Origin of the sequence: Paenibacillus sp. EZ-K15 (assembly GCF_002573715.1) — a bacterium.
Taxonomy (GTDB): Bacteria; Bacillota; Bacilli; order Paenibacillales; family Paenibacillaceae; genus Paenibacillus_AQ.
The window spans coordinates 224136-246249 of record NZ_PDHM01000012.1 but is presented as its reverse complement, the minus strand read 5'-3'; the positions used below and the strand labels follow the sequence as shown (position 1 = coordinate 246249).

The following is a 22114-nucleotide window of genomic DNA, read 5'->3' as shown; positions in this document are numbered from 1 at the left end:
AGGGACGAGAGCTGTAGCTTCCCGCGGTTCCACCCTACTTGGCCCTGCTGCGTCGCCTACACAATCTTAGTCTTCAGCGATCAACAAAACCCACTTTATCGTTTCATCATGCTCCCGGGTGCCCTGTTCATGAATATCTCCCACCAGGCTTCCACCGCCCCCGGCTCGCTATTTCGCGGATCGATCATTCACTACTTTCCCGTTCAATGCATGTCAGTATTCAAAAAACTAATAAACTGATAAATATAATACCTCATTCTATATCTTACGTCAAATATTGTACTTGTCCATTTGATCCAAAAAGTTTTGCGATTTCAGACGCAGCCCAAGCTGCATATCCATCAAGTCCCGCATGATTTTTTTGAGCTCGGCCTTCGTTTCGTCCTTTACGTCCACATTGCCGAGCCGTCTTAAATCCAGCCGTCCAAACAGGCGGAGCAGCTTCAACGTTCTAGGCGAGATCGCCATCGCCGGCGGATCCAGATGTTTGCAGTAACGGCACAGGACGCCGCCAAGACGGGGGCTCACCAGCATATCCTCGTCTTTTCTCGGCTGATTGCACGATATGCACACATCTAGCTCCGGCCCGTACCCTGCGGCCTGCAGAATTTTCATCTCGTACAGATTGATGATAATTTGAGGATCCTTATCCTCCTGAAGAGCCTCCAGACAAGCTTTGAGCTGATGAAACCAAAAAGCGCCCGTCTCCTCATCCTGCAGCACCCGATCCAAGAGCTCGCAAGCATAAGAAGCATAGGCGGCTTTCACAAGATCCTCCCTGAGCCCGTGATGAGACTCCATGATCTCACCGGCATTCAAGTTGCCGAGCCCCGTACCATTTCGGAAGAAAACATACTCTCCATAGGTAAATAGCTGTGTCAGAGCAGCATGTCGGCTTTTCACCTTTTTTGCTCCTCTGACCAGCACGCCTACCTTGCCCGATTCTTTGGTGCAAAGTGTAATGATTTTGTTCCCTTCACCGTAGTCCATGCTGCGGATGACAATCCCTTCCGCCCGATATAGCATGCGCTTTCCCCCAACCATTCCTGGAACAACCAATAATTACTCGTCTTCTTCATGCGGGGCCGCCTCATCTTCAACGGATGCAGCTGTAAGAACCGACTCACCCTCGGTTTGCTTATACAGCAAATACGCATCGACATCTCCAGTCATCGCAAAATACTTCCACGAAAAATCTCGCATTCGTATTCATCCTCTCTTCGGAAATGACGTTTCGCATCTACGAAAATTAGGATGTGCGCCTAGAGCAGATTTATGAAATGCAATTGTTGGCAGGCGGCGCCGTGTATGATTTGGCTCCGATTTGCACTACGGCTTTATTCCCCGCGGTGAAATCCGAGATCGCGAAGAACGCGTTCTTGGTTGCGCCAATCTTTTTTAACCTTCACCCAGAGTTCCAAGAAAATCTTGGACCCGAGCAGCCTTTGAATATCCTGACGAGCTTGTCTGCCAACTTCTTTTAGCAGAGCACCCTGCTTGCCGATAATGATGCCCTTTTGGGAGTCGCGTTCTACAAAAATCACGGCTGAAATATATACGGTTCCGTTCTCCTCCACCCGCATATCCTCGATGGTAACCGCAATGGAATGAGGAATTTCCTCTCTTGTCATATGCAAAATTTTCTCGCGAATCAGCTCTGCGCACACGAACTGCTCCGGATGATCCGTCACCTGGTCTTCAGGATAATACTGCGGGCCAGGAGGCAAATACTTCTGTATCTGTTCAAGCAGCGTGTCGACATTATTGCCGAGCTTCGCGGAAATCGGGACGATCTCTGCAAAATCATGCAGCTTCCGATATTGCTCAATCAGAGGCAGCAGAGCGGGCGGCTCAATCTTGTCGATTTTGTTCATTACCAGGATGATCGGAGTCTTGATCTTCTGCAGCTGCTCGGCGATATAACGGTCTCCCCCGCCGATTCCCTCGGAAGCGTCTACCAGAAACAAGGCGGCTTCAACTTCGCCCAGCGTGCTCAAAGCGGTCTGATTCATGTAATCCCCGAGCTTGGATTGACGTTTATGAATTCCCGGCGTATCCAGAAACACCACTTGGGAATCGTTGGTCGTATAAACCCCATGAATTTTATTCCGTGTTGTTTGCGGTTTGTCCGACATGATAGCAATCTTCTGACCGATCACCTGGTTCATCAGCGTTGATTTCCCTACGTTTGGTCTTCCGATTATAGCCACAAACCCGGACTTAAATTGTTTTTTTTGCATACCATTCCTCCGCTACTGTTCCTGTATCTACATGTTGTGTAAACCTTGATATGATCCTGTTCATTTGCAAACTTACTGCTTGTTTAAATCCCAAGGACCAAACGCTCCCGGCAGCAGTTCACTGACGGTCGTCTCCTTGATGTCACCCTTCATATTCCCCATGATCACCTTCATATCCGGCTTGCACAGCTCCACCAGCACTTGCCGGCATACACCGCATGGCGTGCACGGGCCATCCGTATCGGCAACAATGGCAATCGCCTGGAAGCTCCCTGCTTCATGACCATCAGCAATCGCACGGAACAATGCTGTGCGTTCCGCGCAATTGGTAGGACCGTATGCGGCATTCTCTACATTACAGCCAAGATGTACCTCTCCGCGCGAATCGAGCAGGGCTGCCCCCACCCCAAATGTCGAATAGGGTATGTAAGCCCGTGTACGTGCTTTAATCGCTTCCTGCATTAACAATCCTGCATCCATATCCAGTTCCTCCTATTGTTCAACTTGTCATTGATTGTATCCATTCCCATACCGGTCCATAGAAGACCAGAATGCCAATTACGACGGCAAACACCGCTGCAACTAACGCTGCACCGGCTGCTGTATCCTTAGCCACCCGAGCTAAAACATGTTCTTCCGGCGAGATCAGATCGATAATGGCCTCTACTGCAGTATTCACCAGCTCCGCGATAAATACGAGGGCAATCGCCAATAACAAAAATAACCAGCTCATTCGATCCAATTGCAGCAAAGCTGCTGCGATGAATACAATCAAGGCAGCAGCAATGTGGATTTTCATATTGCGTTCCGTTTGTACAGCCGTCAAGATGCCGCGCATCGCGCACCCAAATGCCCTGTATAACGATTGTCTGTGCGGCTTCACTATCTTGTCAATCCTACTTCTGCAAGTACAGCCTCCTGCTTGCCCATCATTTCCGCTTCGCTCGCCTCATCTTGATGATCATATCCGAGCAAATGCAGAAATCCATGAACAAACAGAAAACCAAGCTCCCGTTCCAAGGAATGACCATATTCTTCACTTTGCAGCTTCGCCCGAGGGACCGAGATAATGATATCACCCAGAACATCCGGCACGCTCTCCAGTTCTTCTCCCTCTTCGATCTCATAAATGATCTCGAGCTCATCGTTCGTAATCTCATTCATTGCAAAGGAGAGAACGTCGGTCGGACGATCGATTCCCCGATACTCCCGGTTCAATTCATGGATCTGCTCATCATCGACAAAGGTCAGATCCACCTCTCCATCGGTTACGCCTTCAGCCTCTCCGGCCTTCTGAAGAATCACTTCAAGCAGGGCGATCAATTCCTCGCTAATCTGAAAATCCTCTTGTTCATTATTCCATGCCAGCTGCAGGCTCATTCTTATACGCTCCTTCTCTGTTCCTCACTCGTTGCGGATGTCTCGGAAGCAGTCGAGATATCGCCATTTGGTGCGGACGGCTTGGGACGCTTCACATCTTCCGGATATTCGATCCGGGAATGGAAAATCCCCATCACCGTTTCCTTTAATGTCTTGGCGATAATATCCAGTTCCTTCATCGTTAAATCACAATCATTAAACTGATGGTCATCCAGGCGACCTTTGATAATCTTCTCGATCATCGATTCAACCTGTTCCACCGTCGGTTTACGCAATGAACGGACAGCCGCTTCCACGCTGTCGGCTATGCCGACAATCGCAGACTCCTTGGATTGAGCCTTCGGTCCTGGATAACGGAAATCATCTTCGGTGAAATCCGGTTCGATGCCCTGCTCTTCAGCCTGACGAACCGCTTTATGATAAAAATAGTGTAAAAACGTTGTGCCATGGTGCTGCTCTGCGATATCCCGTATCGGTTTAGGCAGCTTGTACTCCTTGAGCATTTCTACGCCATCCCTTGCGTGAGCAACGATAATGGATTTGCTCAGCTTCGGTTCAATGGAATCATGCGGGTTCTCCATATTGTTCTGGTTCTCAATGAAATAGATCGGACGCTTAGTTTTTCCGATATCATGATAATAGGAACCGACGCGGCACAGCAGTCCGTTGGCGCCAATCGCTTCCGCCGCAGCTTCGGACAAATTTCCGACCATGACACTGTGATGATAAGTGCCCGGCGTCTCCGTCAACAATTTGCGGAGCAGCGGATGGTTCGGGTTCGATAATTCCACCAGCTTCAGCGCCGACAGAATACCGAAGGTTACTTCGAAGAACGGCATTAACCCGATAACCAGGATGGCCGTTAATAAGCCGCCCGCGATGGCAAACCCGATCGAATACAGCGTTTCGCTCGTAGTCCATGTATCGTTATTGAGCAGCAGCATGATAAACACGATCAATGAGCCGAAGAGAGAAGCCATAATACCGCCCTTCAGCATCGTCGACCGCTGGCTCGCGCGGTGAATCGAGAAGATCGCCACGCAAGAAGTCACGGCTGCGAATAACCCGAACTTGAAGTCAAACAATTCGCCTTGGACGTTCAATATAACACTTGCCATGATGCTGAAAATGATAACGCTGAAATAGGCCAGCGAGGTTTCCAGCAGCAGGGTAATCAGGATCGCGCCAATCGCGACAGGTGCAAGATATCCCACATACATCTGGGAATCGCTTTGCAGAAATGCGGTCAAATGCATGGGGATCAGCGTGATCACATACACCAGGACCAGCATTAGCAGCTGCGAGTTGTTATATTTGAATTTACCGGGTTCCGACTGCCGGATGAAATTGAGTATGCCAAGAGACAGCAAGACGGACAGAAGCAGAACGCCCAGCTCCGGCCAGTAATTAATATCGTCCTTCAGCAGGCCATTTTTACCAAGCAGCTCGTAAAGCTCCGGTGTAATTAGCTGGCCCTTCGCTACGAGGATATCCCCTTGTTTGATAAATACGGGCGGGGTATTCTCTCTGGCCTCAACCTTCGCATTCTTCGTGGCAACCTCATCATAGAACTTGTTGGCCGTAATCGTTAAACTCGCCAATTCCTGAACGACTTCCCTGGCGGTCCGATCATTCAACGAGCTTGTGTTCACTCTCTCCGCCACGCGGGTACGGGCCGTATCGGCATCCACGATTTCGTTCAGCATCAGCCTGGATACAATCTCGCGAGCTACAGGCTTCATCTGTATAATATCTTCCGAATTCAACCTCGGTATCTTAATGAACGTTTCCTCAGGGATCCGATAGGTTTGTTCTTCGATGACCCGCTGCATTTCCTGAAGCAGCTCTTTGGAATAAGCTTCATTCGTGCTGTTGGCCGACACGAAGTTTTGCACGAATTCTCGGGCCATCCTCGGAATTTCTCTGCGATAAACTTCCACCTTTTCCGCAGAGCTTATATCCACGTCCTGATTTACACGTTCAATGCGATCAAGGATTTGCGTAACGAGAACGTCATTCCGCAGAGGAACGAGAGGGTAAATCGGCTGGACGTTCTCCGCCGCCGCCTCCTGTGCCTTCAGCGTTGCCTTGCTATCCTCAATTTGCACGGGCGCCACGATATTTTTTTCGCTTTTCGTATTGACCTGTATGTCATACCGTTCCGGTAAAAGCTTGGATGCTAGACTGATATAAAAGAGTAAAGCAAGCAGCAAAAACAGAATATAGCGTGTTGCCACGCTATATTTCCATCCGCTGTTTTTACCCCATATGGACTTGTCCGTCGATGGTTCTTTGGAGGCCATTGCGACAATCCCCTTTAATCTTGGTTTTCTGCTGCTTTATCATAAGCGACGATGATTTTTTGTACTAAAGAGTGACGTACGACATCCTGTTCGGCAAAATAGACGAATCCGACTTCCTCAATTTCGCTTAATATCCTTTTAGCTTCGATAAGTCCTGATTTCTTGCCTCGCGGCAGGTCAATCTGGGTTACATCCCCTGTTATGACCATCTTCGAGCCGAATCCAAGCCGTGTCAGAAACATCTTCATCTGTTCCGGTGTGGTATTCTGTGCTTCATCCAAAATAATAAATGAATCATCCAGCGTCCGCCCGCGCATGTAAGCAAGCGGCGCGATTTCAATCAACCCACGCTCTAGTGCCTTGGCCGTTTGATCCGGGCCCATGACGTCGTATAAGGCATCGTACAACGGTCTGAGATAAGGGTCAACCTTCTCCTGCAGATCTCCCGGCAAGAAGCCCAGGCTCTCTCCAGCCTCGACTGCCGGCCTTGTCAGAATGATCCGTTTGACGGATCCTTCCTTCAGTGCGGCAACAGCCAGAACAACGGCCAAGTAGGTTTTCCCTGTTCCGGCAGGACCGATACCGAATACAATATCCCGTTTCTTGATGGTGGTCACATAGTGCTTTTGACCGATGGTTTTCACACGAATAGGCTTACCCTTGAAGGTTGTCGTGATTTCGCCCTTGTACAGATCCAGCAGCTGATCCGCTCTCAGATCCTTGGCAAGTTCTACTGCATAAAGAATATCACGCTCGGTCAAAATGTAGCCGTTGCGCACAAGCTGGAGCAGCACTTCAAACAGCTGCTGAAGACTCTCCACATTTCGATGTTGTCCCCGAATGGTGATGACTGCTTCCCGTGAATCAATCGTCGCAGGAATTTCTTTTTCGATTAATTTAAGAAATGTATCTTGTGGTCCGAATAAGGACAGACCTTCTGACGCGCTTTGAAGTAAAATTTGAATGCTGGTCGTTTGCTGTGACAAATAGACTCATTCTCCTTGATCATATACTATGGGAAGTTCTTTCGCGATGGTCTCTTCCACCTCAAAAAGCACTTTCATATAAACTTTACCATTCTCTTTCTTATCATGCAAAATTTTTTGGCTCACGAATTTGGAATCCGCCCCATATTTCGCCAAAATATCCCGGCGTGCCCCCTCGATTCCCTCTTTCTTGGCTTCATCCTCGCTTATGGTCCGCTGGACCTCGGTAACCTCCATGATCTTTTCCGTCATCCAGCCGAGCGGCAGCACGCGCGTCCTCCAAGTAAGCGGATCATAGAAAGTCAAGGTCTCCTGCTGCGAAAACGGAATATCCCCGTAGCCCCACAACTGGACGGCCCGATCGCCAAATACGATATAGGAGCGCTTCTTCCCTTCCCCCGTATAAACTTTATGAGTCTTCACCAATGGAATCTCGATATCGTATTCATGCCATACAAGACCTTTCACTTCCCCTTTGGCTACAATTCGTTCCGAGTTTTCTTCATCGCCAAGGACACCGGAGATCAGAACGTCGCCCTTCTTTACCCGGCTGTTAATCCCTACTTTAGGGATCCCCTTCTCGGCGTAAATATGGGTGATGACAGCGTCCTGCGTACTGATCAGATGCCTTGGGCTCTGAAGCGGCGGTTTCTCCGGTACAGCCGCCTCAACAATCTGTATGCGTATGCGCGTCCCGTTGCGTTCCACCCCTACCCATGAAGTTCCCTGGAGGCGGGCCGTCATATTCACGGACAGCTTGTCCAGCGATTGCAGCTTGAATATCCATTGAAACGGGTAGATCCCTTCCAACTTGGCCGCATCTAGCACATCTTCTGAAGCGATGGTTTCATTCCCCTCTACTTCCACGTTCCACACCATCGAGGAAAGCGTGAGCAGGATCATAAAAAACGCAACAACGCCGATAACAAACGCTTTGCGTTTCAGCAAGCGGCGAGCTTTGAAGGGGGATCCGTAGCGCCCCTTAATGCGCGTACGGCAGCCTGTCCGTTTTAACAGCGGACGGAGCCCTCTGAAATCCTTCAGCAGCAGCTTAAGCTCTGCTGAGTGAGCCCCTGTCGGTGTTACATCCCAAACCGGAATCCCCGCCTCCGCCAATGAATTGATGAATGCTTCCACATGCTCACCGCGGACAGCGAGCTTCAAATATCCTCGAAGATGGATCATCGTCGGAATCTTCACGGTTTCTCCCCCATTCCTATGTATTGAATATGATGAATGGTGCCAATGATGGTCACTTCATGGCTTTGAATAGCCTGAATCGCAAGTCCGGTTCCCGAAATCTCCAAAGAACCTTGCGTTAAAGACAACACAAGTCGCTCCTCGGAAAAATGCCGGACTCCGCGATGATTTTCGATATGCAGCTCTTTATTGCCAATCAGGGTCAACCGCGGCAAATCAAATAACAGGTCCTGTGGCAAATCAAGCATTTCTTGGGTCCATTTCTGCAGCTTGCGGCTGATGCGGGACATATGGAGACTTTCCCCCTTCCTGTACTGTACACCTTATGCCCCATGAAGCTGTTTTATGAGATGAAAAGTAAAAAGACCGCCCCGTCAAAAAATCTGACGAGGCGGTCTCCCGCTTCTATGAATCTATTAACTGATCCAATTTAACGCCGAGGATTCATGGGGCGCTTGGCACGCGGAGTTCCCAGAATTTCGGCCCAAACAATACCATTTCGAGCTTGTTCTGCAAGAAACGATCGATCATTCTTGTTCTGCTCTCGCTCTTCGTCGTGGATTTCGACAACGGTTTCCGGTATATCCAGGGTCATCCGATTCAAATGAGAGTGGATCCGGTCCAGATCCCTCTGCATCATCTCGATTCGGTAATCCATACTGTCGTGGCTAGAATTCATTTCAAGCTCACGTTTCATTCGGTCTATCTCTTGATGCTCAAGAGAATATCCGTTTCCGGTACCCGCTTCTTCTTCATCCATCCGCTCGATCCGGGTGCTTTCCTGAACAGGTGCCGGACGGGAGACTTGCGGAGTCGTCTGTACCCGTCTTGCTTCAGGCCGCTGTGGCCGCTGCTGCCCCGGTCTTGCAGGACGGTCCCCTTCGCCGCCAAAGGACGGCATACGGGGGTTTTTCCCCTCCTCAGGGTTCTTGCCGCGTCTTCCGAGGGCGGAGATAATGAAGAAGCCTATAACAGCTACAATGTAAATATTATCGAATAACCAGCTCACTATAGGCTCACCTCATCGTTACTTGGTTTTGTTGTCACCGGGATTGTCATTATTCTCACCCATCTTACCGAAGGAACCCCTCATTTGCGTGTCGGCTTCGATATTCTTTAGGTTCATATAATCCATCACGCCCAGTTGGCCGCTGCGAAGCGCTTCAGCCATAGCCAGCGGAACTTGGGATTCCGATTCCACAACGCGTGCTCTCATCTCTACGACGCGAGCCTTCATCTCTTGCTCTTGGGCTACCGCCATCGCGCGGCGTTCTTCCGCCTTCGCTTGGGCAATACGCTTGTCGGCTTCCGCCTGTTCGGTCTGCAAGTACGCGCCGATGTTTTTGCCTACATCCACGTCCGCGATATCGATGGACAGGATTTCAAATGCAGTACCGGCATCCAATCCCTTGGAGAGAACCGTTCTGGAGATCGAATCCGGATTTTCCAATACGTCTTTATGAGAATTACTCGAACCGACCGTGGTAACGATACCTTCACCGACGCGGGCGATGATCGTTTCTTCCCCTGCACCCCCGACCAAACGGTCAATGTTGGCACGTACGGTTACACGTGCTTTAACTTTCACTTCAATACCGTCTTTTGCTACAGCGGCAACGGTTGGTGTCTCAATGACACGCGGGTTAACGCTCATCTGAACAGCTTGCAGAACATCGCGTCCCGCAAGGTCAATCGCGGCTGCTCTTTCGAATTCAAGCGGAATATTCGCACGTTGGGCTGCAATCAAGGCGTTGACCACCCGGTCTACGTTACCGCCTGCGAGATAGTGACTTTCCAACTGATTGATGTTTAAACCAAGGCCTGCCTTTGTCGCTTTAATCAGCGGATTCACGATTCGGCTTGGTGTTACGCGCCGCAGGCGCATAGCCACCAATGTAATTATTCCGACGCGAACGCCGGAGGCGATCGCCGAGATCCAGAGCATTAACGGGAAGAAACTGAAAAACACGCTAAGTACGATGATCGCGACAACCCCGATCAGAAGAATCGGTACCAATGAACCATCCATATTCGTTTACCCTCCATTATTGAGTATTTGCTTTCATCACTTGGAACATTTAAACACTAGCTCTTTAATATTACACAATTCCGTGGTAGGGTTCACCCTTTTTCTTCCTCTACAACAATTCTTGTACCGTCCGTCTTAATGACGCGTACCGGTCGACCGGAATCGATGAATCCTCCAAGCGTAACCACATCGAGTCGGCGTCCCTCAAGTTCCATCGTTCCAGCCGGGCGAAGCGGCGTAATCGAAGTTCCGACCAGACCGATAAGCACATCCCGGTCTTCGTTCGGAATATAGCCCTCCTCCCTCGATAAGCTGTCACTGAGAATGAATTTGCGCCATACTCCTCGTTCCTTGAATACGAGGGCAACCACGATAATGGCCACCAAAGCCGATGCTGCCGCAATGCCCAGGGACAGGGCAACATGAGAAGTGCTGTAGGCCGCCATCACAACGCCGGCAATCAAACTTACCGAGCCGATGATGCCCAGTATGCCAAAGCTTGGCACAAACAGCTCCATAGCCAGCATCACGATACCGATCACAAACAGCAGCCAGGTCTCCCAACCGGCAAATCCGGCCACCTGGTTACCAAAGAAATACAGTACGAATGCCGCTACACCCAAGATTCCCGGCACACCAAATCCTGGAACAATAACCTCGATAATAACGCCTGCAATACCAATGAACAACAGAAGTGTCATCACACCCGGATGCGTAAGAAAGGTTGCCAGCTTCTCCGAGAACGTGGGCTCCATCCGAAATACGTCCTGGGTGGAATACTCCATCCAAGCTATCACCTCGTCGGTGCTGCTTGCAATCGTATCCGCGTACCCCGTCTTGAGTGCCTCATCAGCCGTTAAAGATATCACCTCGCCGGGCTGCTTGGTCAAACCGATTTCAGGCATATCGACCTTTAGGTTGACATCAGCCATACCCATCGCGATTTGTTTGTTTCGACCGCTCGCTTCAGCAGCGCCAGCCATCTTGCTCTTCCACCAGGACACCAGCTTAGCATCTTCAATCCGGTTGCCTCTGGCATCGACCATATAAGCTGCGCCGATCATGCTGCCAGGCGACATAGCAATCTTATCTGCATTAAGCGCGATATAGCTGCCGGCTGATGCGGCATCGCCCGTAATGTAAGCCACGATCGGAATCTTGCTGTCCTTCATCAAGGTGGCAATTTTGCCGGCTTGATCCACAAGACCGCCGGGTGTATCGATCTCCAGAACAATAAGACCCGCCGACATCTCCTCGGCTTCCTTAAATCCGCGCTCCATAAAACTTGTTAAGCCGCGCTCGATCTGCTGCTTGACCGGAATGACGTAAACCGAGCCGATGTTAGCCGCCATTGCGGATTTCACTGGCCCAACATACATTCCGATGGATATCAGCATCATAACAACAGCTGCCGTGAATGTCAGTAATTTGCGGATCCAAAACGATTTGCTCAATCTGTTCCCCTCCTTTTCGACGTATTAAGCCATCTGAACCATTACTTCGACAAAAAGGGTTCAGCGACCTGCCTTTTGCATAAGCATATGTATCTAATTGCACTCATATGGTAGTTATTACGAATCAGAAACGATTTCGTTTCAAAAAGTATTCCCATTCTTAAAAAAACCATCGCGAAAAGGCGGTTCTCGAAAGCATACCCACAAAAAAAGAAAAAACACCCCTTGAGAAAACAAGGGGTGTTTCACTTATGTTGTTACAGAAATTGTTGAACAACTTGATTGACAAGCTTTCCATCTGCACGCCCTTTAACTTTCGGCATGAGAGCGCTCATTACTTTACCCATCTCGGCTTTTGAAGAAGCACCGGTTTCCTGGATGGTCTGCTGTACAATGACTTTAATTTCTTCTTCAGTAAGCTGTTCCGGGAGGTAGGCGCTAAGGAGCTCAATTTCTGCTTTTGCATCGGCGGCAAGATCGTCGCGTCCCGCTTTTTCAAATTCTTGGAGGGCATCTTTGCGCTGTTTGATTTCACGACTAAAAATATCAAGCACTTCGTTGTCATCCAAACTTCGTTTCAAATCTATTTCAAGATTTTTTATCGTCGAACGAACCATTCGAATCGTTGAGAGTTTGAACTTGTCCTTACTCCTCATCGCTTGCTTCATATCTTCGTTCAATCGTTCGCTAAGATTCATGCTAGTTCAGATCCTCCTAAAACTTTCTCTTACGAGCAGCCTCGGACTTTTTCTTGCGCTTTACGCTTGGCTTTTCATAATGCTTGCGTTTCTTCACTTCAGCCAATACGCCATCTTTAGCAATGGAACGCTTGAAGCGACGAAGTGCAGCATCAATTGTCTCGTTTTTGCGAACTTTAGTTTCAGACACCAGTTTTCCCTCCCTCCGACCAGACCGTCCAAGAGCATTAACACGGTTCATCAAACTTCATTATAGGGCAAACGGAAATAGGGTGTCAACCTTAGACGTCTATTTTACGATAGTGGCAAGAATTAGAACAACCCCGCTGCGACACTCCCGCTGCGAGGCTGATCTATTTCTTCATTGGCCTGATGTTATGTATGAGCGGGTGAAATGCCTGTTAAAGCGCCCAAACGGCGACCGCCCATCAGGTGATAGTGCACATGAAACACCGATTGTTCGCCATCGGGTCCGCAGTTGTTAATTAATCGATAACCGCTCTCCGCAATGCCCAGCTTCGCCGCGGCTTCTTTAGCCGCTTTGTGCATCTCGCCAATCAGCAGCAAATCTTCATCCTGAATATCGTTCATGGATGCGATATGCTTCTTGGGAATGATCAGGACATGAACCGGCGCCTCCGGGTTAATGTTTTGAAAAACAAGCACCTTATCATTCTCGAGTACCTTCGTGGAAGGAAGCTCACCCTCTACGATTTTACAAAAAAGACAATCCATTACGGTTACCCCTTTCATACGTTTACATGCTTTTATCATATAAGAAATTAGGCAGTGCGTCCAATAGATGACAATTAAGGCATACTCACAAAAAAAAGAGAAGCACCCCTGGAACGCAGCTGTCCAGTAAGGAGGCGCTTGATCATGAGAGCAAGGAAAAAGATAGGAATCTCTCATGATCAAGCGCCTGCCCGGTGCTTCTTACATATGTCGGCTTATCTGTACTATAACAGTGCCATGTTGCTGTTTCCGTGATCTAGATCACATCATCCATGTTTCGCCTATTACATCGATTCGATCGCAAGCTGCGATCCCGCTCCCGCTTGCTCCGCCGGGCGTACGACCAGCTTGCGCGGCAGACGCGCCCGAAGCTCGGGCACATGACTGATAATGCCAACGGTCAGCTTATCCGTATGGAGGCGCTCAAGCGCGGTAATGACCGTCTCCAGCAGCTCTGGATCCAGCGTGCCGAACCCTTCGTCGAGGAAAAAGAACTGCAGTGGATATTGCCCGCGCAGCTGAATTTGTGCCGAGAGTGCCAAAGCCAAGGCCAATGAGGTCAGGAATGTCTCGCCGCCGGATAGTGTGGATACCGGACGCCGGACGCCGCCGTTGGCATCGTCCCGAATGACGAATCCCCCCCCGGAGTCCACCTCAAGTGAGTAGCGCTGCTTGGTCAAATAGCGAAGGCGCTGGGAAGCCGACTGACTCACCTGCATCAGCTGCTCCTCTGCAATGTATTCAACAAATGCGTTTCCGCGCAAGCAGGACTGCAATTTGGACAAGCGCTCGCTCTCTCGTTGAAGGCGAAGACGCTGCTCTTCCAATTCCATAAAACGGATGTGACGTTTGTTCAGGTCTTCCAAGTCCCGCTCAGCTCGAGCTCTCGCTTGAAGGGCCTCCTCATCGGCTGTACGGGCCGCCTGAAGCTCGCCTGAGCACCGTTCCCACTCCTCTTCATGAAAAGGGCTTACGCCTAGCTTCTGTTCGACGTCGCGAAGTCTCAACGTCCATTCCCGCTGTCCTTCCCGATGGGCTTTCACTAATTGTGCACATCGTTCAATTTCTTCCGGGGTTAAACAGGCTTCCATGACGGCATGCTCCGTAGCGAACGGTGAACCTGCCAGCTGGTTCTCCCAGGCAAGCTTCGCAGCTTGATGCTGCTCCTGCGCGGCTCCCTCTGCCTGTTCTGCAAGAGCCGCTTCCTTGGCTGCATGCTGAGCCTTCTCCTCTGCCTTCCTGCACTCGCTTCTGGCTTGTTCCGCTGATTCCTTCAGCATCGTCATTCTGGTCCGGCATTCGCCCAGCAGCTCCTCAGCCGACCGGTCGCCGATCCATAGCTGAAGACGCTCTTCTTTATCCTTCAGCCCCTCCGCCTTACCTTCACGCTGCGCATCCCATTGAATCAGCTGCTTCTCCAGCTCACGAAGCTGCTGCTCCAAGTGAAGGACAGCCTGCTTCTTCTCCTCGATAAATGGAACGCTGCGCTCAAGCCCTTCCTTGATCGACTCGGATTCCGCATCCTTCTCTTGCATGAGCTTAAAACGGTCGGCCGCCTCTTCCAGAGAAAAATCCGGCTTGACTTCCTGCCAGGAATTCAGAATGCCCTCAGCTTCTGCTTCCAGTCCTGCAAGCTGATCCCGCAGCTGGTTACATGTCATTTGACCATTCTCAAGCGCGGCGCTCTGTTTCATAAGCTCCTGCTGGCATGTGAAGAGGCTCTGCTGTACCTTGGAGGCTTCCGTACGGCATTGTCCGATGGCAGCAGCCTGAGTTTCGGCTGCTTTTAGGAGCCATGCTGCATCCGAAGCAAGCCTTTCCACATCGTACGGTCTATCATCAGCAGGTATGGCTGACACTGCCGCCTCCATCCATCCGCGTTCCTGCTCCTGCCCGCCGCTTTTGACGGCAAGCAACTCGTCATCTGCATACGCCTCAATCTGCGAGCGCGTTTGGCTAGCTAGCGCTTCCGCTTCGTTAAGCTGCCCCCGCAGGGTTAATCTGGCCTCCTGGATCTGATGCGTGATCTGCGTCAGCCGATCCATGCTCTCATCAAGATTATCTTCAGACTGCCCTGATGAGGCAGCAGGGCGAGGATGATGTTCGCTCCCGCAAACCGGACAAGGCGCTCCTTCCTGAAGCTCGGCGGCCAGCGAAAGGGACAAGGCATGAAGCTGTTTGTCTCGAAGCGATTGGCTCATCGCCTGGTTTACCTGAGCTGCCGCGGCTGCCATCCGATCGGCAAACGACGAGGCTTCGGCTGCATCACGCTGCAAGCTGTCAGCTTGCACGGAGAGCTGTATGTAGTGCCGCTGCAATTCTTGCTCCTGCTTCTGCAGGGCAATAAACCTTGCCTCTTGCTCCTTCAGCTTGCTCTCCTGTGTCTTTAAATCGAGCTCAGCCTTCTGCTTCTGTCTGCCGGCAGACTCGAGGGCTTGAACCTTCTGCATCGCCATATGAAGCGCCTGGCGCTCACCAGAGCGGGTCTCAAGCCCTTTCAGCTTGGCTTGCAGCTCCTCCTGCCGCTTTCGCCCTCGTTCAAGCAGCTCCTGCTCCTTCTGCAGTTGGGCAGTTACCCCTTCATGCTCTTTGCGTGCATCCACTCGCTGTGCATCCAGCCTAATCAGTTCTTCCCGTAATCCATCACGATCCCGCTGCAATACAACAGCTTGCTCCAGCTGCTGCTCCCGAAGCACCAGCTTCGGCTCCTCGGCCCGAAGGGCTGCTTGGGCAGCTTCATCCGCCTTCACGGCCTGTTCCGCCGCCTTCTGAGCGGATACAGCTTGGGCGGTGAGTCCTTCAGCAATTTGCCGCCGCTGATCCCAGGCCTTGCCAGATTCGCGCCATGCCTCAAGTGCAGGGAGAACAGCGGCTGCCGCCCCTGTCAGCTCAAGCTTTCGTTCCAGCTCCTTCATCTCTTCCTCATGAAGGGCAAGCTCGTCCAGTTTCCCCTGCAGCCGCCGTTTTTCCGTATCCAACTCACGGATTTTACCCATGGCTTCATGGGCTTCAATGGCGGCCTGGAGAAGATTCCGGCATGACGCCGCGTGTTTCTTGGCATCTTCCAGCGCCGTAGTCGCTTCCGCCAAAGCTTCTTTGCCTGCACTGCCCAACCCTTGCTGTTCAGCTTCGACGGATTTCAGCGAGCCCTCTGTATCCTTAACGCGGCGGCTGAGCTTGATCGCAAGCTGGTCTCCGTACCGTTCCAAATGAAACAGCCGCTGAAGCATCTGCCGACGCTCACTCCCCTTCAGGGAGAGGAATTCGGCAAACTTTCCTTGAGGAAGGACGACCGCGCGGGTAAAATCATCCATTTTAAGTCCGATTTTCTCTTCTACGCAGCGGGTGACTTCGGCCAATTTATCCGCCATCACCTGATCCCCATCGGGGGTAACGTGGATAAATCGACTCACCGTATTGCTGATGGAGAGCTCGTTTACCCGTTTGAATCGGCGCTCTACCCGGTATCGCTCCAGCCCGGCAGCGGAAGACAACTCAAACGTAAAGGAGACGGACAAGCTGTCCTCCGAATGATTCATGATGCCTTGGGTTCCGTTAACTGCGCGCTCCACCTTTCCATACATGGCTAGAGTAATAGCATCCAGCAGCGTGGATTTCCCGCTTCCCGTCGGTCCGAAAATACCGAAGAGTCCGGTTTCGCACAACGTCTCAAAATCAATCTCCTGCGTTTCTCGATAACTCTGCAGTCCGGATAACTTCAACAAGATCGGTTTCATCTTATGGCTTCACCTCCATACCGTCAGACTCCTCTTCCTCTACAAGCTCCAGAAACAAATCGACCAGATGATCCTCGGGCTCCGCCCCGCCGGTTTGCCGCTGGTAGAACTTTCGGAACAGGTCCGGCAGCGGCAGCCTTGAGCGTTCGCTCTCCAACTCCAGCGCCTCCATCTCCGGGTAAACCGGACGGATGTGAACAATGCCGTCCCTGCTCTTTCGAAGTCGCTGAATGTCAGCAAGCCCCATGGCCTCCGTTAGGGATACCTCCAGATCTATGAAAGCTTCGGGATCACGCCCCTCATCAAGCCATCGATACACCTCTTCCAAGCCGCCTTTGGCCTTCCAGCGAACAAGCGGGCGACCGCTGCTGAGAAACAACTCTTCGATCACGGGTGCTCCTCCTGGCGATACGTCAACCAGGGTCACCGATTTGGCCTGTCCCGCTTCCGAGAAGCTGTAGGCCAGCGGTGAACCGCTGTAGCGGATGATTCCCTCCCCTTTTACTGCCTGAGAACGATGCAGGTGACCAAGCGCCGTGTAAGATGCGCCTACAGAGAGTGCCAACGGATCAACCGTATACGCTCCACCGACCTGAATCGGCCGCTCGGAATCGCTCTCGACGCCGCCAAGTACATAAATATGGCTCATGGCCAGATTGACCGTCTGCGGAGAAAATTCCCTTGCCATCTTCCTCATCAGTTGTCCGACTCTCTCGCTATAGGCACGCCGGAGCTGGTCCTCATCTCCATCGATCGATAGCAGCTCATTGAGCCTGGCCTCAGACGGATAAGGCAGTGCTGCAATCTTGGCCGTTTCTCCGGTACGTGCCGCTGCAACAGTGATCGCATCGGCGACGGGAGTCCCAATCAGCGTTATGCCCCTGGTTGCAACAAGCGGCGTGACCGATGCAACCCGTTCCGGCTGATCATGGTTGCCTGCAATGACCACCATAGGGCGGCCCCCCTCCGTAAGTCTGGCGGCCGCATCATAAAACAACTGCTCTGCAGCCGCAGGCGGATTTACGGAATCATAAACATCCCCCGCCATGAGGATCAGATCGGCCTGCTCTTCATCTGCCAGCTTAACCAGCTCATCCAGAAAGCGCTCCTGCTCTGCAAGCCTGCTCCGGCCTTCAAGTGCGCGCCCCAGATGCCAGTCTCCGGTATGCAAAATACGCATCGCTAATCTCCTCTCCCGCTTCAAACTTCCCAATCAAACAAATCGAAATGACTATAGTTGAACGGCATGTCCCCCATCAAAAAAGTACAGCCATTTTTCATGTACGGGCTCGCCTAAAATATCCTCCAAGGCCTTTGCATATAGATCCAGCTGAAAACGATACTGCTTTGCTAAGGCCGAAACGCCGCCGCGATGCTCCAGCACCCGGTCCGTTTTATAATCCAGCAGCACAAGTCTACCGCCCTGCCTGAACAGGCAGTCCACAACCCCTTGGATCAGCACGGTTTCGTCCTGAAGGAGCTGCACATCCGGCGCTGCTTCGGCCGCTTGGTCCGAGATTTGGTCCATGAAAGCGAGCCCTTGATAAGCTTCAGCTGCGGGGAGTGCATATGAAAACGGCATCTCGCGCCAGACATCCTCTGCAGTCAGCAACTGCTTCCCTACCTCGCAAGCAAACAGGCCGCCGATCTCCGTGGCTTCCACCGCGGCGGCCTGCTCACCGGTTAAGATTTCTTTTTCCACAAGGTAGCGGATCGTGTCTTCGATCTCCGGCGTCGGTTCCCCGGCTCCCTCCAGTCGTTGAAGAGGCACATGCTGCATGATCGTATGATACACGGTTCCCCGTTCCGCAGGTGTCAGCTTCGTTGACTCCATAAATTTCGGCCGTCGCAAGCTTAGTGTGAAGGATGTGCCTGCCCCGATATTTTCCTTGCTCTGACGTTTTACGGCCTGCTCCTCCAGCAGATCCAGGGAGGGGCTGTCCTGCAAGGCAAGCAGCTTCTTCATCTCCGTTACGGACGTTTTGGCGGAAATTTGGCTGACCGTTTCATAACGATATTTCCAAGACAAGCGCTCATAGATGCTTGCACGTTGATCATCCGTACCCTTATCTTCCGCTTCGGCTATACTAGCCACCGGAACGACCGGCTCGAGCTTGCGCAGGGCATTCAGCTTATTCATCCGGTCATCGCTATCCGCCTGCACGTCATCCTTAATACCGATCATGCCCTGCGCCAAGGATTCCGGCGTCTCGATCGAAAATATCCATTGCGATCGATCTTCTCTCAACACGCGTGAGTTCGTCTCCCCGGATAAGCCCGCCTTCTCGCGGAGCAGACCTGCGGATGGATGGCGTATCACAGCCGGGCCGATCCAATCCAAGTAACTCCGGCCCCGGGCAAGGACGTAATCCGGCAGAAGAAGCTCCGGGTTAACATCGGCTTGTGCCCACGCAGCCACCTTCTTCGGCAAATCCTTCACCGTGCCGACCAGAATCATCTTCTCTTTAGGCCGCGTAAGGGCAACGTAGAGCACGCGCATCTCCTCAGCTAACAACTCCAGCTGCGACCTGCGCCGGATCGCCAGGTTAGGCAGCGTGGGATAGCTAACACGCATGCCTTCATCCACAAACTTCGGTCCAAAGCCAAGCTCCTTATGCATAAGGAAAGGGGAATTCAAATCCTGTTGGTTGAAATTTTTGGACAATCCCGCTACAAAAACAACCGGGAATTCCAGCCCCTTGCTCTTGTGAATGGTCATCAGGCGCACCGCATTGCCCTGGCTTTCCGTACCGCCGGCAGTGCCGAGATCCCCGCCTCGCTCCCGGAGTCGGGAGATAAAGGTCAGGAAACGGAAGAGACCTCTGGAGGCTGTATCCTGTTCATACTGCACGGCCCGGTCATACAAGGCGGTCAGATTGCCCTGACGCTGCTTGCCGCCGGGCAGACCGCCAACCCAATCCAAATAACCAGTTTCGCTATAAATTTGCCAGATCAGATCACTCAAACTTCCTTGACGCGCTTCCTGTCGCCAGCGCTGAAGCCGATCCATAAACAATCCAAGTTTTGAGCTAAGCTCTGGAGATATTTCGATATTCTGACCTTCCGCTGATAGCGGAGCATCCGAAAGTAGGCTGCCTGCCATGAGCTCATGACCTGCTGCGGCTTCAGCCAATCCTTCCAGCTCTACGCCCGGCGTCCATTTGCCATCCACGAAGCCCACAGGGCGCGCCAAATCCATGACCGACGGGGCGACACTTATCGCGACTGCTGCCTTAAGCGCGTCGTAATAAGTCCCTTTGGCACACAGGCGTACCTGTGCCATCTCTTCCTCGGATAATCCGAGTATCGGCGAGCGCAATACGGAAGCCAGGGGAATATCCTGACGGGGATTATCAATCACCTGCAGCAGCGATAAAGTGATCTCCACTTCCGTCGCCTGAAAGTACCCTTTGTTCTGCTCGCCGAACGCCGGAATCCCTTCCTGCCGCAGTTCCTCTATAATTAACGGTGCCCATACCATGGCTGAGCGAAGCAAAATAACCATGTCCCCATACCCCGCGGGCCGCATCGATTTCAGTCCTTTATCGTACACCATGAGCGGCTTCCCGTTTTCGCCCGTCATCTCACGAATTCTGCGGGCAATGGCACGGGCCTCCAGCTGGGCGGTTTCCATCTCAAGCGCCTCAACCTCAAGACGAACCCCGTCCTCTTCGGAAGCCAATTCCTCGGACTGCTCCTCCGTCCCTTTTCCAAGACGGTCGATCAGGAGCAATTCAGGCGTGTAAGGGTTCGTACCGCCCTGAACCTCCTGCTCCGGAAAGGAAGCACCGCATACAAGCTCCGCTCGAGCATCATAGGCAATTTCGGCTACGGATTCATTCATGATCTGCCGGAATAACAAATTGACGGCATCCACCACTTCCATCCTGCTGCGGAAATTACGGGCCAGATCAATCCGGATGCCGGCTTGGGCCGTGCTTGCGTCGGAAGAAAACGTCTTATATTTATCGAGAAACAGTCCCGGCTCCGCCAAGCGGAACCGATAAATACTCTGCTTCACGTCACCGACCATAAACCGGTTGCCCGGCATTTCCCTGGAGATCAATCGTACAATGTCTTCCTGTACGCTGTTCGTATCCTGATATTCGTCGAGCAGCACTTCATCAAACTGCTCGCGGTATTCCATCGCCGCATCGGAAGGCATCATATGCCCCGGCACGGAATCAGGGTGACGAAGAATATGAAGGCAGTAATGCTCAAGGTCGTTAAAGTCGACCATGCCTTTGGCCGCTTTGGCCTCCCGATATCGCTCGCCAAAAGCGATAACCGTCTCGGCCAGCTCCATCATCAGCGGCGCTGCCGTGTGAAGTTCCTGCAAAAATTCCGATGCCGGACGGCCAAACAATGCACTTTTCAGCTCATTGACGATTTTCTTCACGTTGTCGCGCAGTTCCTTAACCTGTTCCTGAAGCTCCGGCAGCACCTCATCCTTCCGAACGGATTTGAGCTTGCCGAAAGACGCCTCGCGAAAAATGCCGTACAACGATTCCCACGGCGAACTATCGATGGCCTCAAGCAGGGAGGCGACCAATCGTAAGTCCTCATCGAGATTGTCCACATACGGTGCAGGCCCTCCCGGCTGCATGGCGATCGCCCTTGCTTGCTGCAGCAAGCCAGCCGCTCCGTTCAAAGCCAGACGGGCATCAGCCAAAATGCTTTGAACCCATGGCGTTTGTCCGAGAGCCTCCGTATCTTGTACCTGGAAGCCGGCAGCCGTTTCCCTTAGCCAGTGTGCCGGCCAGGAATGGCTGCGGGAGAAATCATAGAGGCGCTGAACGAGACGGTACAGCGCGTCGTCCGTTCGCTCGCCGCTGAACCAGTCCGCCAAATGAAGAAACCGACTTTCCTGGTCGCCCTCGGCCTCGCCGTATTTCTCTTCAAACAGCTCCTCCAGCATATCCTGCCGCATTAAATCCGCCTCATGTTCATTCAGAATGCGGAATCCCGGATCCAGCGGTATTAACTGATAATATCGCCGAATGACTTCCATGCAAAAGGAGTGCAGCGTTGTAATTGACGCCCTACCAAGCAAAGCAAGCTGTCGCCGGATATGCTCATTGTCCGGATCCCGGTCCAGCTCACGGTCAAGCGCTTCCCGAATCCGTCCTCGCATTTCGGCAGCCGCAGCCTTGGTAAACGTAGCTACAAGAAGCCGGTCTACGCTGAACCCCGCGGAATCGTCGAGGATTTTGCGAATGATCCGTTCAACCAGCACGGCGGTCTTCCCTGAACCTGCTGCGGCTGCAACCAGCATATCATCGCCCGACAGCGCGATGGCTTTCCACTGGTCGTCACTCCACATGCTGCCCTCGGGTTTTGCTATCATCTCTC

19 protein-coding genes are annotated in these 22114 nt (G+C 52.0%); all 19 read right to left on the bottom strand.

Going from position 1 to position 22114, the window contains the following annotated elements:
* Nucleotides 1-270 precede the first annotated feature (270 nt).
* Nucleotides 271-1026 (bottom strand): DNA repair protein RecO, encoded by a 756-nt coding sequence (gene recO / locus CRG97_RS09150; RefSeq protein ID WP_098742714.1) that lies wholly within the window; start codon nucleotides 1024-1026, stop codon nucleotides 271-273.
* Between the two features lie 36 nt (nucleotides 1027-1062).
* Nucleotides 1063-1203 (bottom strand): YqzL family protein, encoded by a 141-nt coding sequence (locus CRG97_RS09145; protein ID WP_076320595.1) that lies wholly within the window; start codon nucleotides 1201-1203, stop codon nucleotides 1063-1065.
* 134 nt (nucleotides 1204-1337) lie between these two features.
* Entirely contained in the window at nucleotides 1338-2240 is a 903-nt protein-coding gene (gene era, locus CRG97_RS09140; protein WP_076320594.1) for a GTPase Era, read from the bottom strand.
* Between the two features lie 72 nt (nucleotides 2241-2312).
* Entirely contained in the window at nucleotides 2313-2720 is a 408-nt protein-coding gene (gene cdd / locus CRG97_RS09135) for a cytidine deaminase (RefSeq protein ID WP_071222942.1), read from the bottom strand.
* Nucleotides 2721-2739: 19 nt separating this feature from the next.
* Nucleotides 2740-3123: a diacylglycerol kinase family protein gene (locus CRG97_RS09130; RefSeq protein WP_237566345.1), complete on the bottom strand. Its 384-nt coding sequence runs from the start codon at nucleotides 3121-3123 to the stop codon at nucleotides 2740-2742.
* Entirely contained in the window at nucleotides 3123-3620 is a 498-nt protein-coding gene (gene ybeY / locus CRG97_RS09125; RefSeq protein ID WP_098742713.1) for an rRNA maturation RNase YbeY, read from the bottom strand. Before ybeY ends, CRG97_RS09130 begins: the two co-directional genes overlap by 1 nt.
* Before the next feature lie 2 nt (nucleotides 3621-3622).
* Nucleotides 3623-5923, bottom strand: coding sequence for an HD family phosphohydrolase (locus CRG97_RS09120; RefSeq protein ID WP_098742712.1), 2301 nt, complete (start codon nucleotides 5921-5923; stop codon nucleotides 3623-3625).
* A gap of 14 nt (nucleotides 5924-5937) precedes the next feature.
* Complete coding sequence (locus tag CRG97_RS09115) at nucleotides 5938-6909, bottom strand: PhoH family protein (protein WP_076320589.1); 972 nt, start codon at nucleotides 6907-6909, stop codon at nucleotides 5938-5940.
* A 6-nt stretch (nucleotides 6910-6915) separates the two neighbouring features.
* Nucleotides 6916-8109: a sporulation protein YqfD gene (gene yqfD / locus CRG97_RS09110; protein ID WP_098742711.1), complete on the bottom strand. Its 1194-nt coding sequence runs from the start codon at nucleotides 8107-8109 to the stop codon at nucleotides 6916-6918.
* Nucleotides 8106-8399, bottom strand: coding sequence for a sporulation protein YqfC (yqfC, locus tag CRG97_RS09105; protein ID WP_098742710.1), 294 nt, complete (start codon nucleotides 8397-8399; stop codon nucleotides 8106-8108). Before yqfC ends, yqfD begins: the two co-directional genes overlap by 4 nt.
* A gap of 140 nt (nucleotides 8400-8539) precedes the next feature.
* Nucleotides 8540-9118 (bottom strand): single stranded DNA-binding domain-containing protein, encoded by a 579-nt coding sequence (locus CRG97_RS09100; protein ID WP_076320587.1) that lies wholly within the window; start codon nucleotides 9116-9118, stop codon nucleotides 8540-8542.
* A gap of 18 nt (nucleotides 9119-9136) precedes the next feature.
* A complete protein-coding gene (floA, locus tag CRG97_RS09095; protein WP_076320586.1) occupies nucleotides 9137-10138 on the bottom strand; it encodes a flotillin-like protein FloA in 1002 nt (333 codons plus the stop codon).
* A 92-nt stretch (nucleotides 10139-10230) separates the two neighbouring features.
* Entirely contained in the window at nucleotides 10231-11535 is a 1305-nt protein-coding gene (locus CRG97_RS09090; RefSeq protein WP_237566359.1) for an NfeD family protein, read from the bottom strand.
* Nucleotides 11536-11849: 314 nt separating this feature from the next.
* The gene (locus tag CRG97_RS09085) at nucleotides 11850-12290 is read right to left on the bottom strand and encodes a GatB/YqeY domain-containing protein (protein ID WP_053489149.1); all 441 of its coding nucleotides are present in this window, start codon (nucleotides 12288-12290) and stop codon (nucleotides 11850-11852) included.
* A gap of 16 nt (nucleotides 12291-12306) precedes the next feature.
* Complete coding sequence (gene rpsU / locus CRG97_RS09080) at nucleotides 12307-12480, bottom strand: 30S ribosomal protein S21 (protein ID WP_005547957.1); 174 nt, start codon at nucleotides 12478-12480, stop codon at nucleotides 12307-12309.
* Nucleotides 12481-12665: 185 nt separating this feature from the next.
* Nucleotides 12666-13025, bottom strand: coding sequence for a histidine triad nucleotide-binding protein (locus tag CRG97_RS09075; protein ID WP_071222932.1), 360 nt, complete (start codon nucleotides 13023-13025; stop codon nucleotides 12666-12668).
* A 284-nt stretch (nucleotides 13026-13309) separates the two neighbouring features.
* Complete coding sequence (locus tag CRG97_RS09070) at nucleotides 13310-16762, bottom strand: AAA family ATPase (protein WP_098742709.1); 3453 nt, start codon at nucleotides 16760-16762, stop codon at nucleotides 13310-13312.
* Between the two features lies 1 nt (nucleotide 16763).
* Nucleotides 16764-17942, bottom strand: a complete 1179-nt coding sequence (locus tag CRG97_RS09065) for an exonuclease SbcCD subunit D (protein ID WP_076320583.1) — start codon at nucleotides 17940-17942, stop codon at nucleotides 16764-16766.
* A 51-nt stretch (nucleotides 17943-17993) separates the two neighbouring features.
* Nucleotides 17994-22109, bottom strand: coding sequence for a helicase-exonuclease AddAB subunit AddA (addA, locus tag CRG97_RS09060; protein WP_098743089.1), 4116 nt, complete (start codon nucleotides 22107-22109; stop codon nucleotides 17994-17996).
* Nucleotides 22110-22114: the final 5 nt, after the last annotated feature.

What these genes read in the sequence shown, in the direction of transcription:
- yqfC (WP_098742710.1), bottom strand. Translation starts at nt 8,399, where the DNA reads ATGTCCCGCATCAGCCGCAAGCTGCAGAAATGGACCCAAGAAATGCTT.
- ybeY (WP_098742713.1), bottom strand. Translation starts at nt 3,620, where the DNA reads ATGAGCCTGCAGCTGGCATGGAATAATGAACAAGAGGATTTTCAGATT.
- CRG97_RS09070 (WP_098742709.1), bottom strand. Translation starts at nt 16,762, where the DNA reads ATGAAACCGATCTTGTTGAAGTTATCCGGACTGCAGAGTTATCGAGAA.
- recO (WP_098742714.1), bottom strand. Translation starts at nt 1,026, where the DNA reads ATGCTATATCGGGCGGAAGGGATTGTCATCCGCAGCATGGACTACGGT.
- cdd (WP_071222942.1), bottom strand. Translation starts at nt 2,720, where the DNA reads ATGGATGCAGGATTGTTAATGCAGGAAGCGATTAAAGCACGTACACGG.
- CRG97_RS09075 (WP_071222932.1), bottom strand. Translation starts at nt 13,025, where the DNA reads ATGGATTGTCTTTTTTGTAAAATCGTAGAGGGTGAGCTTCCTTCCACG.
- floA (WP_076320586.1), bottom strand. Translation starts at nt 10,138, where the DNA reads ATGGATGGTTCATTGGTACCGATTCTTCTGATCGGGGTTGTCGCGATC.
- CRG97_RS09090 (WP_237566359.1), bottom strand. Translation starts at nt 11,535, where the DNA reads ATGCTGATATCCATCGGAATGTATGTTGGGCCAGTGAAATCCGCAATG.
- era (WP_076320594.1), bottom strand. Translation starts at nt 2,240, where the DNA reads ATGCAAAAAAAACAATTTAAGTCCGGGTTTGTGGCTATAATCGGAAGA.
- CRG97_RS09065 (WP_076320583.1), bottom strand. Translation starts at nt 17,942, where the DNA reads ATGCGTATTTTGCATACCGGAGACTGGCATCTGGGGCGCGCACTTGAA.
- CRG97_RS09120 (WP_098742712.1), bottom strand. Translation starts at nt 5,923, where the DNA reads ATGGCCTCCAAAGAACCATCGACGGACAAGTCCATATGGGGTAAAAAC.
- CRG97_RS09145 (WP_076320595.1), bottom strand. Translation starts at nt 1,203, where the DNA reads ATGCGAGATTTTTCGTGGAAGTATTTTGCGATGACTGGAGATGTCGAT.
- addA (WP_098743089.1), bottom strand. Translation starts at nt 22,109, where the DNA reads ATGATAGCAAAACCCGAGGGCAGCATGTGGAGTGACGACCAGTGGAAA.
- CRG97_RS09085 (WP_053489149.1), bottom strand. Translation starts at nt 12,290, where the DNA reads ATGAATCTTAGCGAACGATTGAACGAAGATATGAAGCAAGCGATGAGG.